A 17,537-nucleotide genomic window follows, 5' to 3' on the forward strand; every position below is an offset into this window, starting at 1 on the left:
GGAAAGGAAAACGCTAGTGGTAAACAAGCGTTTCCTTTCCTTTTGTTTTAATAATAAGGGAAATGTTGATTATTGTTTCCTCTTACGGTTAGCGCCGTCATAAAGCCGACGCAGATGATCGTGAGGAGAGAATAAAAGAACTTTTCCAACCCGACAACCTGAATACCGCTTGTGATGACAAGACCATCTATTAAGAAGATGATAATCCCAATATTAATAGAAGTAAATTTAGTTAATAATTGGGCAAGCAAATCTGTCCCGCCTGTACTGGTTTCGTAACGCAGCATAAGTCCTATTCCTATCCCGACAAGCAATCCACCGATGATGGTACTTGGTAATATCCCCATTTCAATTTTACCGTTAATAAATGATAGAAAATCAATACAAAAGGAAGAAATGATAAGGCCATGGAGGCTGTAGTAAAAATAGCGTCTCTCAAAAAACCAGGCTAAAACATATAAAGGAAGACTTAAGACAATAATACTTAGTCCAGTCGGCCACCCGTAAAAATAATGAATGATTAGTCCTAACCCGATGACGCCTCCATCAAGTAAGTGATAAGGAACTAAAAATCCATTTACCCCAAGGCTTAACAGTAAACTCCCGAGCAGCATTGCTGCTAGTTTTTCCTTCATCATCCATCACTCCAAAACTTGTCCTCTATCATAAAAATATGAAAGTTCAACATATTTAGAAGTGCTATAGTCAAAAAAATAGGCTGAATTAAAACAAATCAAAAAAAACAACCAGAAAAAACTTCTGGTTGTTAAAAGAAGATATTGAGAATGAAGTAAAAGATACCAGCTAATAATGCAGTAATTGGAAGTGTGATTACCCATGTAACTAACATCCGTTGAGCTGTACCCCATTTTACTCCTTTAAGTCTATGTGCAGAACCTACCCCTAGTATCCCTGAAGAAATGACGTGGGTGGTACTGACTGGTAAATGGATATAAGTAGCTCCAAAGATGATTGCTGCACCCGTTAAATCTGCTGCAACACCATTAATCGGACGAATCTTCATAATTTTCCCGCCGACTGTTTTTATAATCTTCCAACCACCAATTGATGTACCTAATCCCATTGCAATTGCACAAGAGAGCTGTACCCAAAAAGGTACTTCATCAGTATGAAGATAACCATTAGCTAACAGAGCCATGGTGATGATCCCCATCGATTTTTGTGCATCGTTTGTTCCATGTGAATAGGATTGTAACGCGGCAGTAGCAATTTGGACTAGACGAAAGGATCGGTTGGTTTTAGTTAAATTAAAATTTTTAAAAACGACTTTAAAAATGCTGTAAACAATATACCCAACTGTGAAAGCTAAAATCGGTGATAGAATTAATGCTTGAATAATTTTTATAAAACCTTCAGCTTTAATTACTTCAAATCCTTTTGCAGCAATGGCTGCACCCGCAATAGAACCGATAATTGCATGTGATGAACTACTTGGAATACCGTAATACCAAGTGAGTAAGTTCCAAAAAATAGCTGCTAGCAGTGCAGCAAAAATAACAATCGATCCAGTATGACCACCAGTAAGTGAAAAGGGATCAACAATGTCTTTAGAGATAGTTTTAGCAACCCCAGTAAATGTCAATGCTCCTATAAAATTCATTACGGCTGCTAATATAATTGCTTGTCGTGGTTTAAGAGCTTTTGTGGATACAGAGGTTGCGATTGCATTTGCTGTATCATGGAATCCATTAATAAAGTCAAATGCAAGGGCACCAATGACTATTAAAATCGTTAAAATTAATACAACACTCATATGTTTGCTCCTTAAGCATTTTTCATGATAATGGTTTCAAGTGTATTGGCAACCGTTTGACAATAGTCGGCAATATCTTCAAGGTTTTCGTAAATTTCTTTGTATTGGATAATCCGGATCGGATCTTTTTCGACCGTAAATAAATTTTTAATCGACTGGCGTAAGATATTATCGCAGTTGGATTCAAAATCCTTTATCTTAATGGCATGTTCTCTTATTTGCTGTAACTTTTTATTTGAAAGTAGTTCAACTGCTTTGTCAATTTCATGAACACTACCTTGAATCGCATCCACAAATTTCTTCATGAATTCATCTGCATTCGTAATAGAGTACATTTCAAATAATGCTGCGCATCCTTCAAGTCCATCGAGTACATCATCCATACTCATCGCTAGGTGAAGGATGTCCTCTCGTTCAATTGGAGTAATGAAGGCATCATTCAATTCTTTAATTACTTCATGCACATATGTATCACCTTTTGTTTCAAGTTCCTTCATTTTCTCAGAGAAAATTTTCAAATCACTCACATTTTTTAATTTGTATTCAGTAAAGAAATTTGCACTTTCCTTTAAGTTTGCAGAAATATTACTAAGTAATGCTGAGAATTTATCGACTTTTTTAAATGCCATGTGAATACCCCCATTTTCTATTAAACAATTGTGTATACCGCCTCAGTAATTTTATCTGAAAAATGTCGAAAAAAGAAACAAATTCTTTATAAATTTACAAAAACTTAACATTAGAATTTTTTGAATCGTTCATTTAATATGAACAAATTCTATGCATGTTTACAAAATCTTTACATTATATGTTTTCTATAGTTCTTTTAAATAAAGCCATTTTTACTTTTGCCTATATTTATGTATTTATGTACTTAGTTACCTGAGTTAAGATTTTTTCTTTTTTGAGTATAAAAAAAATATTAGGGTACTTTATAAATACAGGTAGCATGAAAAAAGTTACTTTTCCAACTGCCTGAGACAAATAATTTGTTACTAAAAAGGAGTGTACTGAATGAGTTTCATTTGGGCATTAATTATTGGTGGGATTATTGGATGGTTAGCCGGTCTTATCGTTGGAAGAGATATTCCGGGTGGCATTATTGGTAATATCATTGCAGGATTTGTTGGGGCATGGCTGGGAAGAGTGGTTTTAGGTGATTGGGGACCAGAAGTTGCAGACTTTGCAATAATACCTGCAATTATCGGTTCAGCCGTTTTAGTCTTGCTAGTAAGTTTCATACTGCGAGCCTTTAGAAGAACCGATAGATAATTTTTCTTTACTTTAAAAAGGCCTCCGAAATGCTCGGAGGCCTTTTCATGCTTTATAATGAAAAGATATCAATATCCCTAAAAATTAAAGGTTGATCAACAAATGGAGCATGACATACAACTTTTTCCTGCGTAAATGGATGAATGAATTCAAGCTTTGCCGCATGTAGTGCTTGTCTTTTCACAAGTGTTTTTCCGCCATACAACGTATCTCCAACTAGTGGATGCCCTATATGACTTAAATGCACTCTGATTTGATGAGTTCTCCCCGTATCGAGCCAACATTTTATATATGAAAGTTGCTTCTCTTTGTCCACTTTTACTACAGTGTAATGGGTAAGAGCAGCCTGACCCGTTGGAGAAACTCTCCTTCTTGTTGCATGATGGCGATCCCGGCCAATCGGTTCATTAATTGATCCTCTCCTGTGTTTAACTACCCCATGGACCAAGGCAATATAGGTTCTTTTAATATTTCTCTTAAAAAGCATCTGGTCCATAATAGCCCCTGCTAGTGAATGTTTAGCAAAGAGGATGGCCCCTGACGTATCACGATCTAACCGGTGAATTTGCCGGATGTTCCTATTTTCTCCATTTGCTTGCAGATAAAATTGCACTGCATTAATCAGTGTATCTTGATCTGTTATTGGGTCATTAGGATGGCTATTCATAAAGGGCGGTTTGTTAATAACCAAAACATGTTCATCCTCAAAAAGTATGTCTATGTCTATATAATTTGGTGAAATTTCTATCTTTTCGTCCTCAAACAGTTTTAATTGCAACTTAGAACCCTTGACGAGAGGCATGGTCCAGTTTGCGCGTTCCCCATTAATTTTTACCTTATTCTCCATTCTAAAAGTATGGGTTAATTTTTTAGGGGTTTCCCAGACATGCCGAAAAATATCCTCGATCGTTTTTCCAGTCCATTCTAATGGGACGACTATTTGAAACCATTCTCCCATTCGCATTGTGTTTAGCATTTAATTCTCCTTAAGGTTATAATTACCACCGTCAATACTGACTTAGTTATGTTATTCTTATCATATACAATACGACAGAAATAAGCGATGGCAAAGGTGGGTTATTAGTGAAAATTGTGTTTGCCTCGACACCGAGTCAAGAGGAAGAAATTAATGGACTAGTGAGATACATCTATTCGAATATATTTCCGATCTATTTTACTGATGAGGAGATTTGTCAGTTTGAGCGATTAAAGGTTTTGCATACATCTGAAGAGTTCAATACATTAAAAGATGCCTTTCAGGTCATGACGTGTATTCAAACATTAATCTCCATTCTAGAGTCCTCTCAACCTGATGAACAGTATGCCTCATTATTTAACAAAAATGTTGAGACATTAACGGAGTTTGGTTTACTGTTTCCATTCAAATATGAACATTTTGAAGAAGCAAAAAATATTAGAATTCCCATGCTAAGTATCTATTCTAAAGCGGATAATGAGTTACTAATATAAGAAAGTAAAAGTCTGCATATGCGGGCTTTTATTTTTTTTCTACTAATAATAGTGGTTTTTGAGGTAATATAGAAAAAGAACTGATTAAATGTAGTTCTGCGAAAATTGTCGTTTAATTTCATGAGATTTTTAAAGGAGTAACATAGTCGAAATTAGAAACAATAACAGTAGACAGAATTTGGAGGAGATCCCTATGGACTGGAAAAAGACAGCGAGAAGTTGGATGGAATTTGATGGATTGGATACTGAATTACAGGATCAATTAAAACAATTGATGAAGGATGAAAGGCAAGTAGAAGAGGCTTTTTATAAAAATTTAGAATTTGGTACTGGTGGTATGCGTGGAGAAATTGGGGTAGGCACCAACCGAATGAACCTTTATACTGTTCGCAAAGCATCAGCTGGGCTGGCAGCATACATAAAAAACCATGGAATGGAAGCAAAACAACGTGGAGTTGTCATTGCTTTTGATTCACGCCATAAATCTCCAGAATTTGCGCTAGAGGCTGCAAAAACATTGGCCACACAGGGGATACAAACATATGTGTTTGATGAATTAAGACCGACTCCTGAATTATCTTTTGCCCTAAGATACTTAAATGCTTATTCAGGCATTGTGGTTACCGCAAGCCATAACCCACCTGAATATAATGGCTATAAAGTATATGGATCGGATGGAGGCCAACTGCCATTAGAAGCGGCAGATGAGGTAATCGCCATGGTAAATGAGATTGAAAATGAATTACTCATTGAGGTTGAAAGTGAAGAAAAGTTAAGAGCAGAAGGATTAATTAAAACGATTGGTTCGGAAATTGACCAAGCCTATACGGAGAAACTATTAACGATATCTGAGAATCCAACCCTTGCTCAAGAAACGGATATCAAAATCGTCTTTACTCCACTACATGGAACCGCTAATAAGCCTGTCCGTGCTGCACTTTCAGCATTGGGATATGAGAATGTAACGATCGTCAAAGAACAAGAACTTCCGGATCCAGAATTCTCAACGGTAAAAAGTCCTAACCCAGAAGAACATGCCGCCTTCGAATTAGCGATTCGTGATGGAAAAAGAATCGGCGCAGACCTTCTCATTGCGACAGACCCTGATGCAGACCGTTTAGGGATTGCCGTATTAAATCCAGAGGGAGAATATGTCGTTCTCACTGGTAACCAAACAGGTGCTTTATTACTGGATTACATCCTTACCCAGAAAAAGGAAAAAGGGTCACTACCAGAAAATGGAGTGGTTTTAAAAACAATCGTTACATCGGAAATAGGCCGGAAGATTGCTGAAGCTTATCAATTAGAAAGCGTTGATGTATTAACAGGGTTTAAATTTATCGCTGAAAAAATCAATCAATATGAGGCAGCGGGCGATCGTAAATTTTTATTTGGATATGAGGAATCTTACGGATATTTAATTGGTGATTTTGCACGAGATAAAGATGCGGTACAGGCTGCTCTCTTAGCAACGGAAGTTTGTGCTTTTTATAAGAAACAGGGCATGTCCCTCTATGAAGGGTTGATGCAGGTATTTGAAAAGTATGGATATTACCAAGAAGGCCTACGCTCCCTAACCTTAAAGGGCAAGGAAGGCGCAGAGACGATTCAACAGTTATTGGCGTCTTTCCGTGCAGAGTCAATTACCAGCCTTGGAACATTGGCTACATCCACTGCGGAGGATTATTTAACAAGTACTCGTGTAACGGACAAAGGGCAAGAAACAATTGATTTACCAAAATCGAATGTTTTAAAGTATACATTCGAAGATGGTTCATGGGTTTGTTTACGTCCTTCTGGTACAGAGCCAAAGGTGAAGTTCTATTTTGGTGTCAATAGTAACAGTTTAGAAGAAAGCAAAGCAAAACTTAAAACCATTGAAAATGATTTTATGGCGTTAGTTGACAATAAAATGAAATTGGTTCAGGAAATTTAATTGCCTTCCTAAACTAACTACGAACTTCATCATGAAAGGAAGAGAAACATGCTTAAAGACCAAATTGCCATTGTAACAGGCAGCTCTAGAGGAATTGGCAAGGAAATTGCCGTAAAACTGGCGGAGCAAGGAATGAAATTAACGATTGTGGGAAGTTCATCACAGATTTCAGAAACAGCTGAAGATCTAAAAAAAATGGGTTATGCAAATGTATTGCCTGTTCAGGCGGATGTCTCCAAAGAAGAAGATATGAAGGCAGTTGTTGAACAGACAATTGAAACATATGGTTCTATAGATCTTCTAGTTAACAATGCAGGTGTCGGCTTTTTTAAGTTAACGGAGGAAGTATCCTTAGAAGAATGGAAAAAGGTATTTGAAGTAAATGTACAAGGTGTATTCTTAGCGACAAAGGCAGTCTTACCACATATGAAAAGCCGAAAATCAGGAACGATTATAAACATTTCATCTGATGTAGCCCGTTATACAATCCCGAATGGTGCAGCTTATACGGCAACAAAATATGCTGTTCAAGGATTCTCTGGTTCAGTGGCTCAAGAAGTTCGTGAATATGGAATTCGTGTAGGTACGGTTAATCCAGGTATGGTTGATACGTATTTTGCTGAATCCACTCAAGGATTGCCAGAGAAAAATGACTGGCTCAAGGTAGAAGATATTGCAAACGCAGTTGTGTACATGGCATCTGCTCCAAAATATATGATGATTGATGAAATTATTTTACACCCGTTTGCTCAACAATATCCGATCGCGTAACCAAAATCATAAGACAGTTTTAAAACACGGCTCCCCACTTGTGGAAGCCGTGTTTTTTTTGGTGGTGGAATTCTTTGGTCCGGTAGTAAAAAGTTTCTCAATTTCATTTGCATTCACTTGTTAAATTAGGAAAGACTATACATCGGTATCTCATTTGGGTCAGTTTCTACGGTTTCATTCGCATGGTCAATGTATCGCAGCAGGTTATACAGTTTTGTTTCAATTACCGTGTAATCACGTTCGAAATTGTAAGCATGCAGGAATTGTTCAATTCTTTTAGATAAAAATTGGTCTTTTGTTCGTACCATTAAAATCAGCAAATTATCCCACTCAGAACGATGTGTATAATACAACGCTCGATCATAATCCATTTTATTCATTTGTTTTTATCTCCTCCTTATTAGGAGTTGAGATTATTGTATGATATTTTAACGATAACTTTCACAGAAAATGTTGGACATTCACTATTTACGCTGTTTTCAACATTTACCTGCATAATTAAATTAGTGGAGGTCATATGGATAAAATTATAATCTGTATCATCGTTTTTTTTACAATTCAGCAGGAAAATGTGACAAGCGCAAAAATTGTTAAAGGCAATAATCGTTATAGTTTTGAGATGCTGGAAGATGACCTCTCAAAAATAAACAAAAAATATAAAGAAAAAATAAAAGTTCAATCAATCGGTACATCCCACTTTGGTCGTGATATTTGGGCAATCAAGCTAGGAACAGGTAAGAAAAATGTGGTCTTAATTGGTTCTCATCATGGAAGAGAATGGATGACTAGTCTCATGTTGATGAAAATGCTTGAGTCATATGCATCGACATATAATGAGAGAACCTTTTTAGGCTTCAAGTCCAATCAAATTTTCAATGATGTCTCCATTTGGTTTGTACCGATGTTAAATCCTGATGGTGTAACCATCCAACAGAACGATTTGAAAAGTTTCCCATCTAAACATCAGCGGCTTTTGGTCAGGATGAATGATGGATCAAAAGATTTCAAACGATGGAAAGCTAATGGTTTGGGAATTGACCTGAACAGGCAATATCCAGCAGGATGGGAAAGTCTCGATCGAGAACCAGCTTCTCCTTGGTATAAATTCTATAAAGGGAAAGAACCACTGGAATCCAAAGAAGTAAGATGCCTTACAAATTTTATTAAGGATATTGACCCTACGATCGCCATTGCTTATCACACTGCAGGCAGAGAAATTTATTGGAACTATAAAAATGAGGGAAATTTGAAACGGGATAAACGGATTGCGAAAAAAATATCGAATCTAACTGGTTATAAATTAGCAGTGCCTGATAAAAATGCTACGGGCGGCGGGTTCACCGATTGGTTTATCACAACTTATCATCGGCCGGCGCTTACAATAGAAATAAGTTATTTAGTTGGTGAAACCAATCCACCCTTATCTATTTTCCAAAAGGAATGGAAACGAAATCGAAATGTAGGGATAAAAATAGCGAAAGAGGCTAAAAAAATATCAAATTAAATCCATACTTGCCTATTGTTTTTTCTATCTTGTTTCATCATTCCCCTTTTTACTTCATACATTGTGGTAAGAGGAAAAGGGGGAATGGCAATGAATGTGGAAGGACGTAATGCACTGGAATATGCGATCAGTGAAATTACTGAAATCGCAACTGGGTTTGGTTTGGATTTTTATCCCATGCGCTATGAAATCTGCCCTGCTGAAATTATTTATACATTTGGGGCCTATGGAATGCCAACCCGATTTTCACATTGGAGCTTCGGAAAGCAATTTCACAAAATGAAACTTCATTATGATTTAGGCCTGAGTAAAATTTATGAATTAGTTATCAATTCCAATCCATGCTATGCTTTTTTGCTTGACTCTAACACCCTTATACAAAATAAATTAATTGTTGCCCACGTATTAGCACACTGTGACTTCTTTAAGAATAATGTGCGTTTTCAAAATACGAAGCGGGATATGGTCGAAAGTATGGCAGCTACGGCTGAAAGGATTCATCAATATGAAATTCAATACGGCAAAAAGGAGGTAGAGACCTTCCTTGACGCGGTATTGGCCATCGATGAACACATTGACCCATCATTGATGAGACCAAAGTTATCTTGGTCTATCGGAGATGACGAGTCAGATGATGAACATGAAATTCAAGCGGCTACGCCCTATGATGATCTATGGGGATTAGATGAAAAGGATAAAAAGGAAACGAATCAACCAAGGAAACGGAAATTTCCTCCTAAACCAGAGAAGGACCTATTATTATTTATTGAAACCTACAGTCGCGAGTTAACCGATTGGCAGCGAGATATCTTGACAATGATGCGGGAGGAAATGCTTTACTTCTGGCCGCAACTTGAAACAAAAATCATGAATGAAGGCTGGGCTTCTTTTTGGCATCAACGGATACTACGAGAAATGGATTTAACAAGTGGTGAAGCCATCGAATTTGCTAAATTGAATGCCGGCGTGGTGCAGCCTTCCAAAACAGGAATCAATCCATATTACCTTGGAATCAAGATTTTTGAGGATATTGAGGAGCGGTACAATAATCCAACAGAGGATATGATTCGAAGGGGAGTAATACCAGGGTCTGGAAGAGAAAAGATATTTGAAGTTCGTGAAGTAGAGTCTGATATTTCCTTTTTGCGAAACTATCTTAATAAAGATCTGGTCATGCGAGAAGATATGTATCTTTTCCAAAAACAAGGAAGGGACTACAAAATTGTCGATAAACAATGGGAACAGGTTCGCGATCAGCTTGTAAATATGCGGGTAAATGGCGGTTTCCCTTATATAACGGTTAATGATGGAGATTATTTAAAAAATGGTGAACTTTATTTAAAGCATTGGTATGAAGGTGTGGAACTTGATGTTAAATATCTCGAAAAAGTACTTCCATATATCCAGCAGCTTTGGGGAAGGCCAGTCCATATCGAATCGATGATCGAAGAAAGAAAAATGTTGTTCTCCTATGATGGGAAAGGGGTGCATCGTAAATATTTGTAATTTCTTTAGGCTATCTTGTACTATCAAGATAGCCTATTTTTTATTTATGGACAATAGAAGACAGGAAAAATCATTTCATGAATATAAATTGTTTACTGAAGTGAACACTATGCTAAAAAGGGGATAAATTTGATGAAACAAACGCTAAGCCCTAATGTGCTTTCTGTTTTAGAAGACAAAATTAAATTAATTAAATCACAAAAAGGAGCGATATATTTAGTCGGTCCGATTCGGCTTCCAGTTAATTTATATGGTGAAACGGTCGTTTTTAAATGGTACTGCTGGCTGAATTGTGATGAAGTGACAGAGGATTTTGAAAGAATTATCGAAAAATTATCTTCGGCTAATTTAGCGGAGTTCCAACAATCTAGTGTGTTAGTATACGGAGATTTTGAATACGGAGACGATGCAATTATAAGATTCCACTCAATTTGCCATACAGGGGATATTTTTGGGAGCAAACGGTGTGATTGTGGTTTCCAATTAAAACAGTCAATGAAGATGATCTCAGAACATGGTACAGGAGCGCTATTCTATTTAGCTAACCATGAAGGAAGAGGGATTGGTTTATTTAGCAAGGCAATGGCCTATGTTCTTCAAGAAAACGGTTATGATACGGTTGAAGCGAATGAAGGTCTTGGTTTTGTTGATGATTCAAGAAATTATGGAGATGCGATTTTAGTTCTTAAAGCATTACGATCAAAACCTGTAACACTTATGACTAACAACCCGAAAAAATTGGAAGCCTTAAAAAGCTCTGGTTTAGAGGTCTCAGGCCGAAAGCCCTTGTGGGGTGATGTATCTGAGTATAACGAAAAGTACCTTCAGACAAAAATTAAACGTTCAGGTCATTTAAAAGATAAGGAGACTTGTCCAAATGACTAATCATGAATTCTATATGGATTTAGCTTTAAAAAATGCCAAAGCAATGAAAGGTCAAACTGATCCCAATCCACTTGTTGGAGCCGTAATAGTGAATGATAACCGTGTAGTCGGAATCGGTGCTCATTTAAAAGCAGGAGAGCCGCATGCTGAGATTCACGCACTACGTATGGCTGGTGAAGCGGCAAAGGGAGGGACCATTTATGTGACATTGGAACCATGCTCCCATTATGGCAGGACAGGCCCCTGTGCAGTCGCAATCGTTGAGGCAGAAATTAAAAAAGTGGTAATCGCTACACTTGACCCAAATCCTGTAGTTGCAGGTAATGGTGTTAAAATACTAAAAGAAGCTGGAATCGAAGTGATTATTGGAGTTCTACAAGAGGAATCCCAAAGGATGAATGAAGTGTTCAATAAGTTTATTGTCGAGAGAAAGCCATTTGTCACTTTAAAATCAGGGGTTACCTTAGATGGGAAAATTGCCACACATACTTCAAATAGTAAATGGATTACTTCGCCAGAATCAAGGACGGATGTTCATCATCTTCGTAATGAAAATATGGCGATACTTGTAGGTGTAAATACAGTAATAGAAGATAACCCTGAATTAACGACGAGGATCCCAAATGGGAGAAATCCTATTCGGGTAATTCTGGATTCAACTTTAAAAATTCCTTTAGAGTCAAAGGTTGTCACCGATAACCTTGCAGAAACGTGGATTTTTACAAGCAAGAATTATGACGCGGCAAAAGAAGAAGCCTTAAAGTCTTTAGGGGTTAAGGTTTTTGTCACCAATGGATTAGAAAGAGTAGACCCTAATGAAGTGGTCCAAATATTAGGTGAGAACCTGGTCTCTTCCGTTTTAATTGAAGGAGGAGGGACTATTAATGCATCCTTCCTAGAAAATAAATGTATTGATAAAGTCATCCTATACTTTGCACCAAAATTAATTGGTGGAAAGCATGCACCAACTTTCCTCGAAGGTACAGGAATAGAGAAAATGGCTGATGCAGTTGATCTATTGGACACTTCAATCATTAAAATTGGAAAAGATTATAAATTTATTGGCTATCCAAGTTATTCAAAAGAGGGAATTATGCGATGAGATTTGGTTTTGATATTGATGATACATTAATCAATCTACGAGAACATGCTTTTAATATCTATAATAAAAGGTTGAATCAGAATGTTCCAATTGAACTTTTTCATAACTTAAAAAGAGTTGAAATACATGAACCTTTTGGATTGACTGATCTACAAGGAAAAGAAATGTGGAATAAATCATTAGAAGAAATTTATTATACGTCATGCCCAGCCTTTCCAGATGCAGTTGAAACATTACAACAACTTGAGAAGAATGGGCACGAGATATACTATGTAACAGCAAGACCTAAAGAACATGGTGAACGAACGAAGATTTGGTTAAAAGAAAACGGTTTTCCCGTTCAAGATGAAAGATTTTTTTACGGAATGCAGGATCATGAAAAAGTAGAAATCATAAAAAAATTAAAGCTTGATTATTACTTTGATGATAAACCAGAAGTATTAAATACATTATTAAACGAATCCATTAAAATTTTTCTTCGCGATCAATCCTATAATCGTCACTTAAACTTTCCACGGATCGTAAATTGGAGTGACCTTGAGGAAATCATTACAGAAAAAGTATAAAAATAAAGGCTGTTTTCGGAATAATTGTTGTTTTTGGAACCAATTTAATCATAAAAATTTACAGAAGGAATTATAATTCGGACACGATTGCTTTTGAAGCCACGAATGCAGTCCGAAAACGACCGATGTTCGGACACGATTGCCTTTGAAATCACGAAAGCTGTCCGAAAACCACCGATGTTTGGACAGGATTGTCTTTAAAATCATGAAAGCTGTCCGAAGACGACCGATGTTCGGACAGGATTGCCTTTGAAATCATGAAAGCTGTCCGAAGACGACCGATGTTCGGACAGGATTGCTTTTGAAGTTACGAAAGCTGTCCGAATGGGCCACGAATGGAACACAGCAACAAAGTTAACGATAAGAGCCAAAATAAAAGAAGGCAGCTAATTAATTGCTGCCTTCTTTTATTAAGATTAAATTGAAGCAAGTTCTTTTTCTAAGGCCTTTTCTACAGTTACATAATCATAGCCAAGATCTTTTGCTACTGCCTCATACGTGATTTCACCGTTGGCCACATTAACGCCAAGATATAATGCAGCATTTTCAGAAATGGCTTTAAAAACCCCTTTATTAGCAATCTGCAATGCATATGGAACCGTAACATTTGTAAGAGCCATTGTTGAAGTCCGAGGTACGGCACCAGGCATATTAGCAACAGAATAGTGAACCACACCATGTTTGATGAATGTTGGATTATCATGTGTTGTCACATGATCGATTGTTTCAACGATTCCACCTTGGTCAATTGCAACATCGACGATTACAGAACCAGGTTTCATTGACTTAACCATTTCTTCAGTAATCAGCTTAGGAGCTTTGGCACCAGGAATTAATACAGCACCGATAAGAAGATCAGCTTCCGCCACGGCTTCAGCAATATTGAATGGATTTGACATTAATGTTTTGATTTGATTTCCAAAGATATCATCTAACTGGCGAAGGCGCTCTGCACTTAAATCAATGATTGTCACATCTGCACCTAACCCGATCGCCATTTTAGCGGCGTTGGTTCCTACAATTCCTCCACCGACAATGGTAACTTTTCCGCGGTTAACTCCTGGAACACCTGCAAGCAGAATGCCAAGCCCTCCATTATTCTTTTGTAAGAACTGCGCACCAATTTGTGCAGCCATACGACCAGCCACTTCACTCATTGGGGTAAGCAATGGAAGAGTTCGCTTCACAGATACTGTTTCATAGGCAATCGCGATGACACCTTTATCTTTAAGAGCTTGAGCCAACTCTGGCTCTGCTGCTAAGTGTAAGTAAGTAAATAATATTAAACCTTGACGGAAGTACTTATATTCACTTGAAAGAGGCTCTTTTACCTTCATAATCATATCAGCTTTAGTCCATACTTGTTCTGCACTATCTATGATTTCAGCACCAGCTTTTGCATAAGCTTCGTTGGTGAAACCGCTTCCAATTCCTGCGTCCTTTTCTACTAATACTTTATGGCCAGCATTTAGGAATGAAACCACACCTGCAGGAGTTAGTGCAACACGATTTTCATTATTTTTAATTTCTTTAGGTACGCCAATAAACATATATTTATTTCCTCCTCTAGTTACATGAAAGTGTTTAGCTATGGCTAAAGTATAAAATGTTTCCTAGAGAATTTCTTTGTTCAGAAAAGAGAAAGATTTTCATTCTTTTTGGAGATTTTCACAAAACGTTCAAATCCCCTGATATTTTTCCAGTTTTAAATCTAAGTAGAGAATCATCTTTTGGTTAGGATCCTTGAAATTTACATCCCCAATTTCAGAGATCCGTTTAAGTCGATAATTTAATGTATTTGCATGGACATTTAATTCCTTGGCTGCATCATTTATGTTGTTGTCTTTATTTAAGAAAACCTCTAATGTTTCTACTAAATTGCTATTGTGTTTTTGATCATATTCATGAAGCCGTTTTAAGGCATAATTTTCATAGGGTTCGGATTGTCTTTTTTCTAAGATAAGATTTACTATTTGATAGATTCCAAGCTTTTGATAGTTAAAAATATCCTTAGTCTCCAAAGGGAACTTTTCTTTAATTGCTAAGACTGCTAGGGCTTCCTTATAGGCCTTGTTTGTTTGTAGATAATCCTCATAAATACTGCTATAGCTTGGTTTGATCTCTTTGATTCCATATCTCTCACCCATTTGCAAAACAAAGAATTTTGAAAATTGATCTAGTTCATTGAAATGGTTTTCAATAGTAGTTGTGGATACCATAAGAATGAGTTGATTGCAGTCTATTGTGTTAAGAATTATTTTTATTCTTTGATTTGTTTTTAACAGATATGATATGGATTGTTCTACTTTATTCGAGATATTCTCCTGAAACTGAAAAACAAGAACCGCAAAAGAGGTAGGTGGTGTTAATTGTAGTGAATGGAAATGATCGAAAATCTCCTCGTTTACTTTAAGGTGTCCTGTTAAAAGTTTCCAAAAAAATTCTTGTGAACGTTCTTCTTTTTTGTTCTTTCTTGTCTGAAGCTGTAATAGTTTATTTTTTGCGGAATCTGCGGCTTTTTTTAAAAGAATGAAATCTTCTTCAGTTAAAATTTTATCAATTTCAATTGCCCAAATAAAACCAATCACTTCTTCTTGTTTCCAAATTGAAATGGCGACTCTATTGTTAAGACCGATGTCACTCATGTTCCTCACACGGATCGGCTCTTGGGTCTTAAGTAAAGCGGGAATCGTTCCTTCTTTCCATAATTGATTAATAACTTTTTCCGGCACCCTTCGTCCAATGATTGTAGAAATTCTCGCTGGATCCGTCCGTTCATCATGTGTGCTGTAGGCAAGAAGACGGTGGTTTGCATCCTCAATTGTAATTGGGCACATTAGTACCTGACTTATAAGGTCGGCAAATTCATCTAAGCTTTCGAAGGCAGTCTTAAATGGATCAGGTAGTCTAGTATTCAGAACGATTACCCCCAGATTAATATAGAATGATTTATAGTAGTCTTATTAAAATATTGGCTATGTAAGTGCTTATTGTTTATTTTGGCACCCTGTTGATTGGAAAGCGAAGTGCCTGGACCGAAATCAACAGGCAAGTTTAACAGAGCCATAATATAAAAAATTCCTTTGTTTAATTTTACAAAAAAAATATTATAATTTCATGTATTTTTACAAAATAAATAATATGCTATAATGTTAAAATGATTCCGAGTAATCCAAAAAGGGAAAATATTTTAATAATTACCTTTTGAAAGCGTTGCCAATTGGGTCTTAAGGAGGATTAAGTAATAAAAGGCTTAAAAGAAAAGACTAAAATTGCTATAGTGAAAAAGCAAAGAAATTATTTCTATGGGATGAAGGAATTCTAATGTGTATTCATAAGGGGGATTTATATGAGTAAAAACACTCATGGTAAAGAGCTTCATCGTGGTTTAGAGGAAAGGCATATCACCTTGATGTCTTTAGGGGCAGCCATCGGGGTGGGATTATTTCTTGGTTCTGCATCAGCCATAAAAATGGCGGGACCAGGTATTCTATTTGGATACGGTGTTGCAGGACTAATTATGTTTTTTATCATGCGTGCACTAGGAGAAATGGCGATTCAAAAACCGGTAGCGGGTTCTTTTAGTAAATATGCACGGGATTATTTAGGTCCACTTGCAGGGTACATAACTGGCTGGAACTATTGGTTTTTATGGGTTGTTACCTGTATGGCTGAGATTACAGCTGTAGGAATATACATGGAATATTGGTATCCAGATGTTCCACGCTGGATCTGGGCACTCGCAGCACTAGTGATCATGGCAGGAGTCAATTTTCTTGCTGTAAAAGCATATGGTGAATTAGAATTTTGGTTTGCGCTAATAAAAATTGTTACGATTATTGCAATGATTGCCATTGGTCTTGGAATGATTTTCTTTGGAATCGGCAACGGCGGTATTGCTACTGGAATTAAAAATTTATGGGAACATGGCGGTCTTTTCCCGAATGGAATTAAAGGTGTTTTACTATCATTACAAATGGTAATGTTTGCCTATTTGGGAATTGAAATGATTGGTGTTACAGCAGGTGAAGTTAAAAACCCTGAAAAGTCTCTTTCAAAAGCAATTGATTCGGTATTCTGGCGTATTCTTATTTTTTACGTGGGTGCATTATTCGTGATCATGTCCATCTATCCATGGGAGGAAATTGGTACAAAAGGTAGTCCATTTGTACTTACGTTTGAACAAATCGGCATACCGGGAGCAGCAGGTATTATTAACTTTGTTGTACTAACCGCAGCCCTTTCATCTTGTAACAGTGGTATATTTAGTACCGCACGGATGTTATTTAATTTAGCACAGCATGATGAGGCTCCAAAGAATTTTGCAAAAGTAACAAAGAGTGGTGTTCCAGGTGTTGCAGTCATAGCTTCTGCAGGTGCATTATTAATTGGTGTTATCTTAAATTATATTGTCCCAGCAAAAGTTTTTACATGGGTGACGAGCATCGCAACCTTTGGAGCGATTTGGACTTGGGGAGTTATTCTTTTATCGCAAATTCGCTATCGTAAAACTTTAAAGCCGGCGGAGGAGAAGGGTCTAAAATATAAGATGCCACTGTTTCCGTTTACTTCGTATCTTTCTCTAGCCTTCTTAGCTTTTGTCATTGGTTTAATGGCGTATAATCCTGATACTCGGATTGCACTAATAATTGGACCTTTATTCTTAGTTTTCTTGGTTGCGGTTTACTATACAAAAGGATTCCATAAGCGAAATTCGATCCAGGATAAGGTAGATGAACGAGTAAGCTAAA

The 17,537-nt window shown here is 36.9% G+C and carries 18 protein-coding genes; 10 read left to right on the forward strand and 8 right to left on the reverse strand.

The features are described from left to right. Window positions 1-47: 47 nt before the first annotated feature. The 3 genes from FS608_RS22255 to FS608_RS22265 form a co-directional block, all read right to left on the reverse strand. Complete coding sequence (locus tag FS608_RS22255; RefSeq protein ID WP_144554762.1) at window positions 48-635, reverse strand: YitT family protein; 588 nt, start codon at window positions 633-635, stop codon at window positions 48-50. 131 nt (window positions 636-766) lie between these two features. Continuing rightward, a complete protein-coding gene (locus FS608_RS22260) occupies window positions 767-1,774 on the reverse strand; it encodes an inorganic phosphate transporter (protein WP_144554763.1) in 1,008 nt (335 codons plus the stop codon). 11 nt (window positions 1,775-1,785) lie between these two features. After that, window positions 1,786-2,403, reverse strand: a complete 618-nt coding sequence (locus tag FS608_RS22265) for a DUF47 domain-containing protein (protein WP_144554764.1) — start codon at window positions 2,401-2,403, stop codon at window positions 1,786-1,788. Between the two features lie 385 nt (window positions 2,404-2,788). Here FS608_RS22265 and FS608_RS22270 point away from each other — a divergent pair, with 385 nt between their 5' ends. Continuing rightward, a complete protein-coding gene (locus FS608_RS22270) occupies window positions 2,789-3,046 on the forward strand; it encodes a GlsB/YeaQ/YmgE family stress response membrane protein (RefSeq protein WP_144554765.1) in 258 nt (85 codons plus the stop codon). A gap of 52 nt (window positions 3,047-3,098) precedes the next feature. Here the strand turns inward: FS608_RS22270 and FS608_RS22275 are convergent, their stop codons facing one another. After that, window positions 3,099-4,022 (reverse strand): RluA family pseudouridine synthase, encoded by a 924-nt coding sequence (locus FS608_RS22275; RefSeq protein ID WP_144554766.1) that lies wholly within the window; start codon window positions 4,020-4,022, stop codon window positions 3,099-3,101. 107 nt (window positions 4,023-4,129) lie between these two features. Here FS608_RS22275 and FS608_RS22280 point away from each other — a divergent pair, with 107 nt between their 5' ends. The 3 genes from FS608_RS22280 to FS608_RS22290 all read left to right on the forward strand — a co-directional run bounded on the left by FS608_RS22280 (window position 4,130) and on the right by FS608_RS22290 (window position 7,223). Continuing rightward, window positions 4,130-4,516, forward strand: coding sequence for a YhcU family protein (locus FS608_RS22280; RefSeq protein WP_144554767.1), 387 nt, complete (start codon window positions 4,130-4,132; stop codon window positions 4,514-4,516). A 193-nt stretch (window positions 4,517-4,709) separates the two neighbouring features. Beyond that, complete coding sequence (locus tag FS608_RS22285) at window positions 4,710-6,452, forward strand: phospho-sugar mutase (protein ID WP_144554768.1); 1,743 nt, start codon at window positions 4,710-4,712, stop codon at window positions 6,450-6,452. A 48-nt stretch (window positions 6,453-6,500) separates the two neighbouring features. Next, window positions 6,501-7,223, forward strand: a complete 723-nt coding sequence (locus FS608_RS22290; RefSeq protein ID WP_144554769.1) for an SDR family oxidoreductase — start codon at window positions 6,501-6,503, stop codon at window positions 7,221-7,223. A gap of 125 nt (window positions 7,224-7,348) precedes the next feature. On the opposite strand, the gene FS608_RS22295 is transcribed toward FS608_RS22290, so the two are convergent. After that, on the reverse strand, window positions 7,349-7,603 hold the full coding sequence (locus FS608_RS22295) for a YhdB family protein (protein ID WP_144554770.1): 255 nt from the start codon (window positions 7,601-7,603) through the stop codon (window positions 7,349-7,351). Between the two features lie 137 nt (window positions 7,604-7,740). Between FS608_RS22295 and FS608_RS22300 the strand changes: the two genes are divergently transcribed. The 5 genes from FS608_RS22300 to FS608_RS22320 all read left to right on the forward strand — a co-directional run bounded on the left by FS608_RS22300 (window position 7,741) and on the right by FS608_RS22320 (window position 12,786). Next, a complete protein-coding gene (locus FS608_RS22300) occupies window positions 7,741-8,727 on the forward strand; it encodes a M14 family metallopeptidase (protein WP_144554771.1) in 987 nt (328 codons plus the stop codon). A 90-nt stretch (window positions 8,728-8,817) separates the two neighbouring features. Next, on the forward strand, window positions 8,818-10,233 hold the full coding sequence (locus FS608_RS22305) for a SpoVR family protein (protein ID WP_144554772.1): 1,416 nt from the start codon (window positions 8,818-8,820) through the stop codon (window positions 10,231-10,233). A 132-nt stretch (window positions 10,234-10,365) separates the two neighbouring features. Next, the gene (locus FS608_RS22310) at window positions 10,366-11,118 is read left to right on the forward strand and encodes a GTP cyclohydrolase II (protein ID WP_144554773.1); all 753 of its coding nucleotides are present in this window, start codon (window positions 10,366-10,368) and stop codon (window positions 11,116-11,118) included. Beyond that, a complete protein-coding gene (gene ribD / locus FS608_RS22315; protein ID WP_144554774.1) occupies window positions 11,111-12,220 on the forward strand; it encodes a bifunctional diaminohydroxyphosphoribosylaminopyrimidine deaminase/5-amino-6-(5-phosphoribosylamino)uracil reductase RibD in 1,110 nt (369 codons plus the stop codon). The genes FS608_RS22310 and ribD overlap by 8 nt, the downstream gene beginning before the upstream one ends. Continuing rightward, window positions 12,217-12,786 carry a 5' nucleotidase, NT5C type gene (locus FS608_RS22320; RefSeq protein WP_144554775.1) on the forward strand — a complete coding sequence of 190 codons (570 nt, stop codon included), beginning with the start codon at window positions 12,217-12,219 and terminating at the stop codon, window positions 12,784-12,786. The genes ribD and FS608_RS22320 overlap by 4 nt, the downstream gene beginning before the upstream one ends. A 203-nt stretch (window positions 12,787-12,989) precedes the next feature. On the opposite strand, the gene FS608_RS30895 is transcribed toward FS608_RS22320, so the two are convergent. The 3 genes from FS608_RS30895 to FS608_RS22330 form a co-directional block, all read right to left on the reverse strand. Continuing rightward, window positions 12,990-13,157: a hypothetical protein gene (locus FS608_RS30895; protein ID WP_222127391.1), complete on the reverse strand. Its 168-nt coding sequence runs from the start codon at window positions 13,155-13,157 to the stop codon at window positions 12,990-12,992. A gap of 45 nt (window positions 13,158-13,202) precedes the next feature. Further along, a complete protein-coding gene (ald, locus tag FS608_RS22325) occupies window positions 13,203-14,336 on the reverse strand; it encodes an alanine dehydrogenase (RefSeq protein ID WP_144554776.1) in 1,134 nt (377 codons plus the stop codon). 129 nt (window positions 14,337-14,465) lie between these two features. Beyond that, window positions 14,466-15,623 (reverse strand): PucR family transcriptional regulator, encoded by a 1,158-nt coding sequence (locus FS608_RS22330; protein ID WP_144554777.1) that lies wholly within the window; start codon window positions 15,621-15,623, stop codon window positions 14,466-14,468. Between the two features lie 512 nt (window positions 15,624-16,135). Between FS608_RS22330 and alaP the strand changes: the two genes are divergently transcribed. Then, window positions 16,136-17,536, forward strand: coding sequence for an alanine permease AlaP (gene alaP / locus FS608_RS22335; protein WP_144554778.1), 1,401 nt, complete (start codon window positions 16,136-16,138; stop codon window positions 17,534-17,536). Window position 17,537: the final 1 nt, after the last annotated feature.

Source organism: Bacillus sp. X1(2014) (assembly GCF_007678255.1).

Excerpts from the sequence above, each read along its gene's own strand:
- FS608_RS22310 (WP_144554773.1), top strand. The coding sequence starts at position 10,366 with ATGAAACAAACGCTAAGCCCTAATGTGCTTTCTGTTTTAGAAGACAAA.
- ribD (WP_144554774.1), top strand. The coding sequence starts at position 11,111 with ATGACTAATCATGAATTCTATATGGATTTAGCTTTAAAAAATGCCAAA.
- FS608_RS22275 (WP_144554766.1), bottom strand. The coding sequence starts at position 4,022 with ATGCTAAACACAATGCGAATGGGAGAATGGTTTCAAATAGTCGTCCCA.
- FS608_RS22255 (WP_144554762.1), bottom strand. The coding sequence starts at position 635 with ATGAAGGAAAAACTAGCAGCAATGCTGCTCGGGAGTTTACTGTTAAGC.
- FS608_RS22300 (WP_144554771.1), top strand. The coding sequence starts at position 7,741 with ATGGATAAAATTATAATCTGTATCATCGTTTTTTTTACAATTCAGCAG.
- alaP (WP_144554778.1), top strand. The coding sequence starts at position 16,136 with ATGAGTAAAAACACTCATGGTAAAGAGCTTCATCGTGGTTTAGAGGAA.
- FS608_RS22285 (WP_144554768.1), top strand. The coding sequence starts at position 4,710 with ATGGACTGGAAAAAGACAGCGAGAAGTTGGATGGAATTTGATGGATTG.
- FS608_RS22320 (WP_144554775.1), top strand. The coding sequence starts at position 12,217 with ATGAGATTTGGTTTTGATATTGATGATACATTAATCAATCTACGAGAA.
- FS608_RS22260 (WP_144554763.1), bottom strand. The coding sequence starts at position 1,774 with ATGAGTGTTGTATTAATTTTAACGATTTTAATAGTCATTGGTGCCCTT.
- FS608_RS22295 (WP_144554770.1), bottom strand. The coding sequence starts at position 7,603 with ATGAATAAAATGGATTATGATCGAGCGTTGTATTATACACATCGTTCT.
- FS608_RS22270 (WP_144554765.1), top strand. The coding sequence starts at position 2,789 with ATGAGTTTCATTTGGGCATTAATTATTGGTGGGATTATTGGATGGTTA.
- FS608_RS22290 (WP_144554769.1), top strand. The coding sequence starts at position 6,501 with ATGCTTAAAGACCAAATTGCCATTGTAACAGGCAGCTCTAGAGGAATT.
- FS608_RS22305 (WP_144554772.1), top strand. The coding sequence starts at position 8,818 with ATGAATGTGGAAGGACGTAATGCACTGGAATATGCGATCAGTGAAATT.
- ald (WP_144554776.1), bottom strand. The coding sequence starts at position 14,336 with ATGTTTATTGGCGTACCTAAAGAAATTAAAAATAATGAAAATCGTGTT.
- FS608_RS22330 (WP_144554777.1), bottom strand. The coding sequence starts at position 15,623 with ATGTGCCCAATTACAATTGAGGATGCAAACCACCGTCTTCTTGCCTAC.
- FS608_RS22265 (WP_144554764.1), bottom strand. The coding sequence starts at position 2,403 with ATGGCATTTAAAAAAGTCGATAAATTCTCAGCATTACTTAGTAATATT.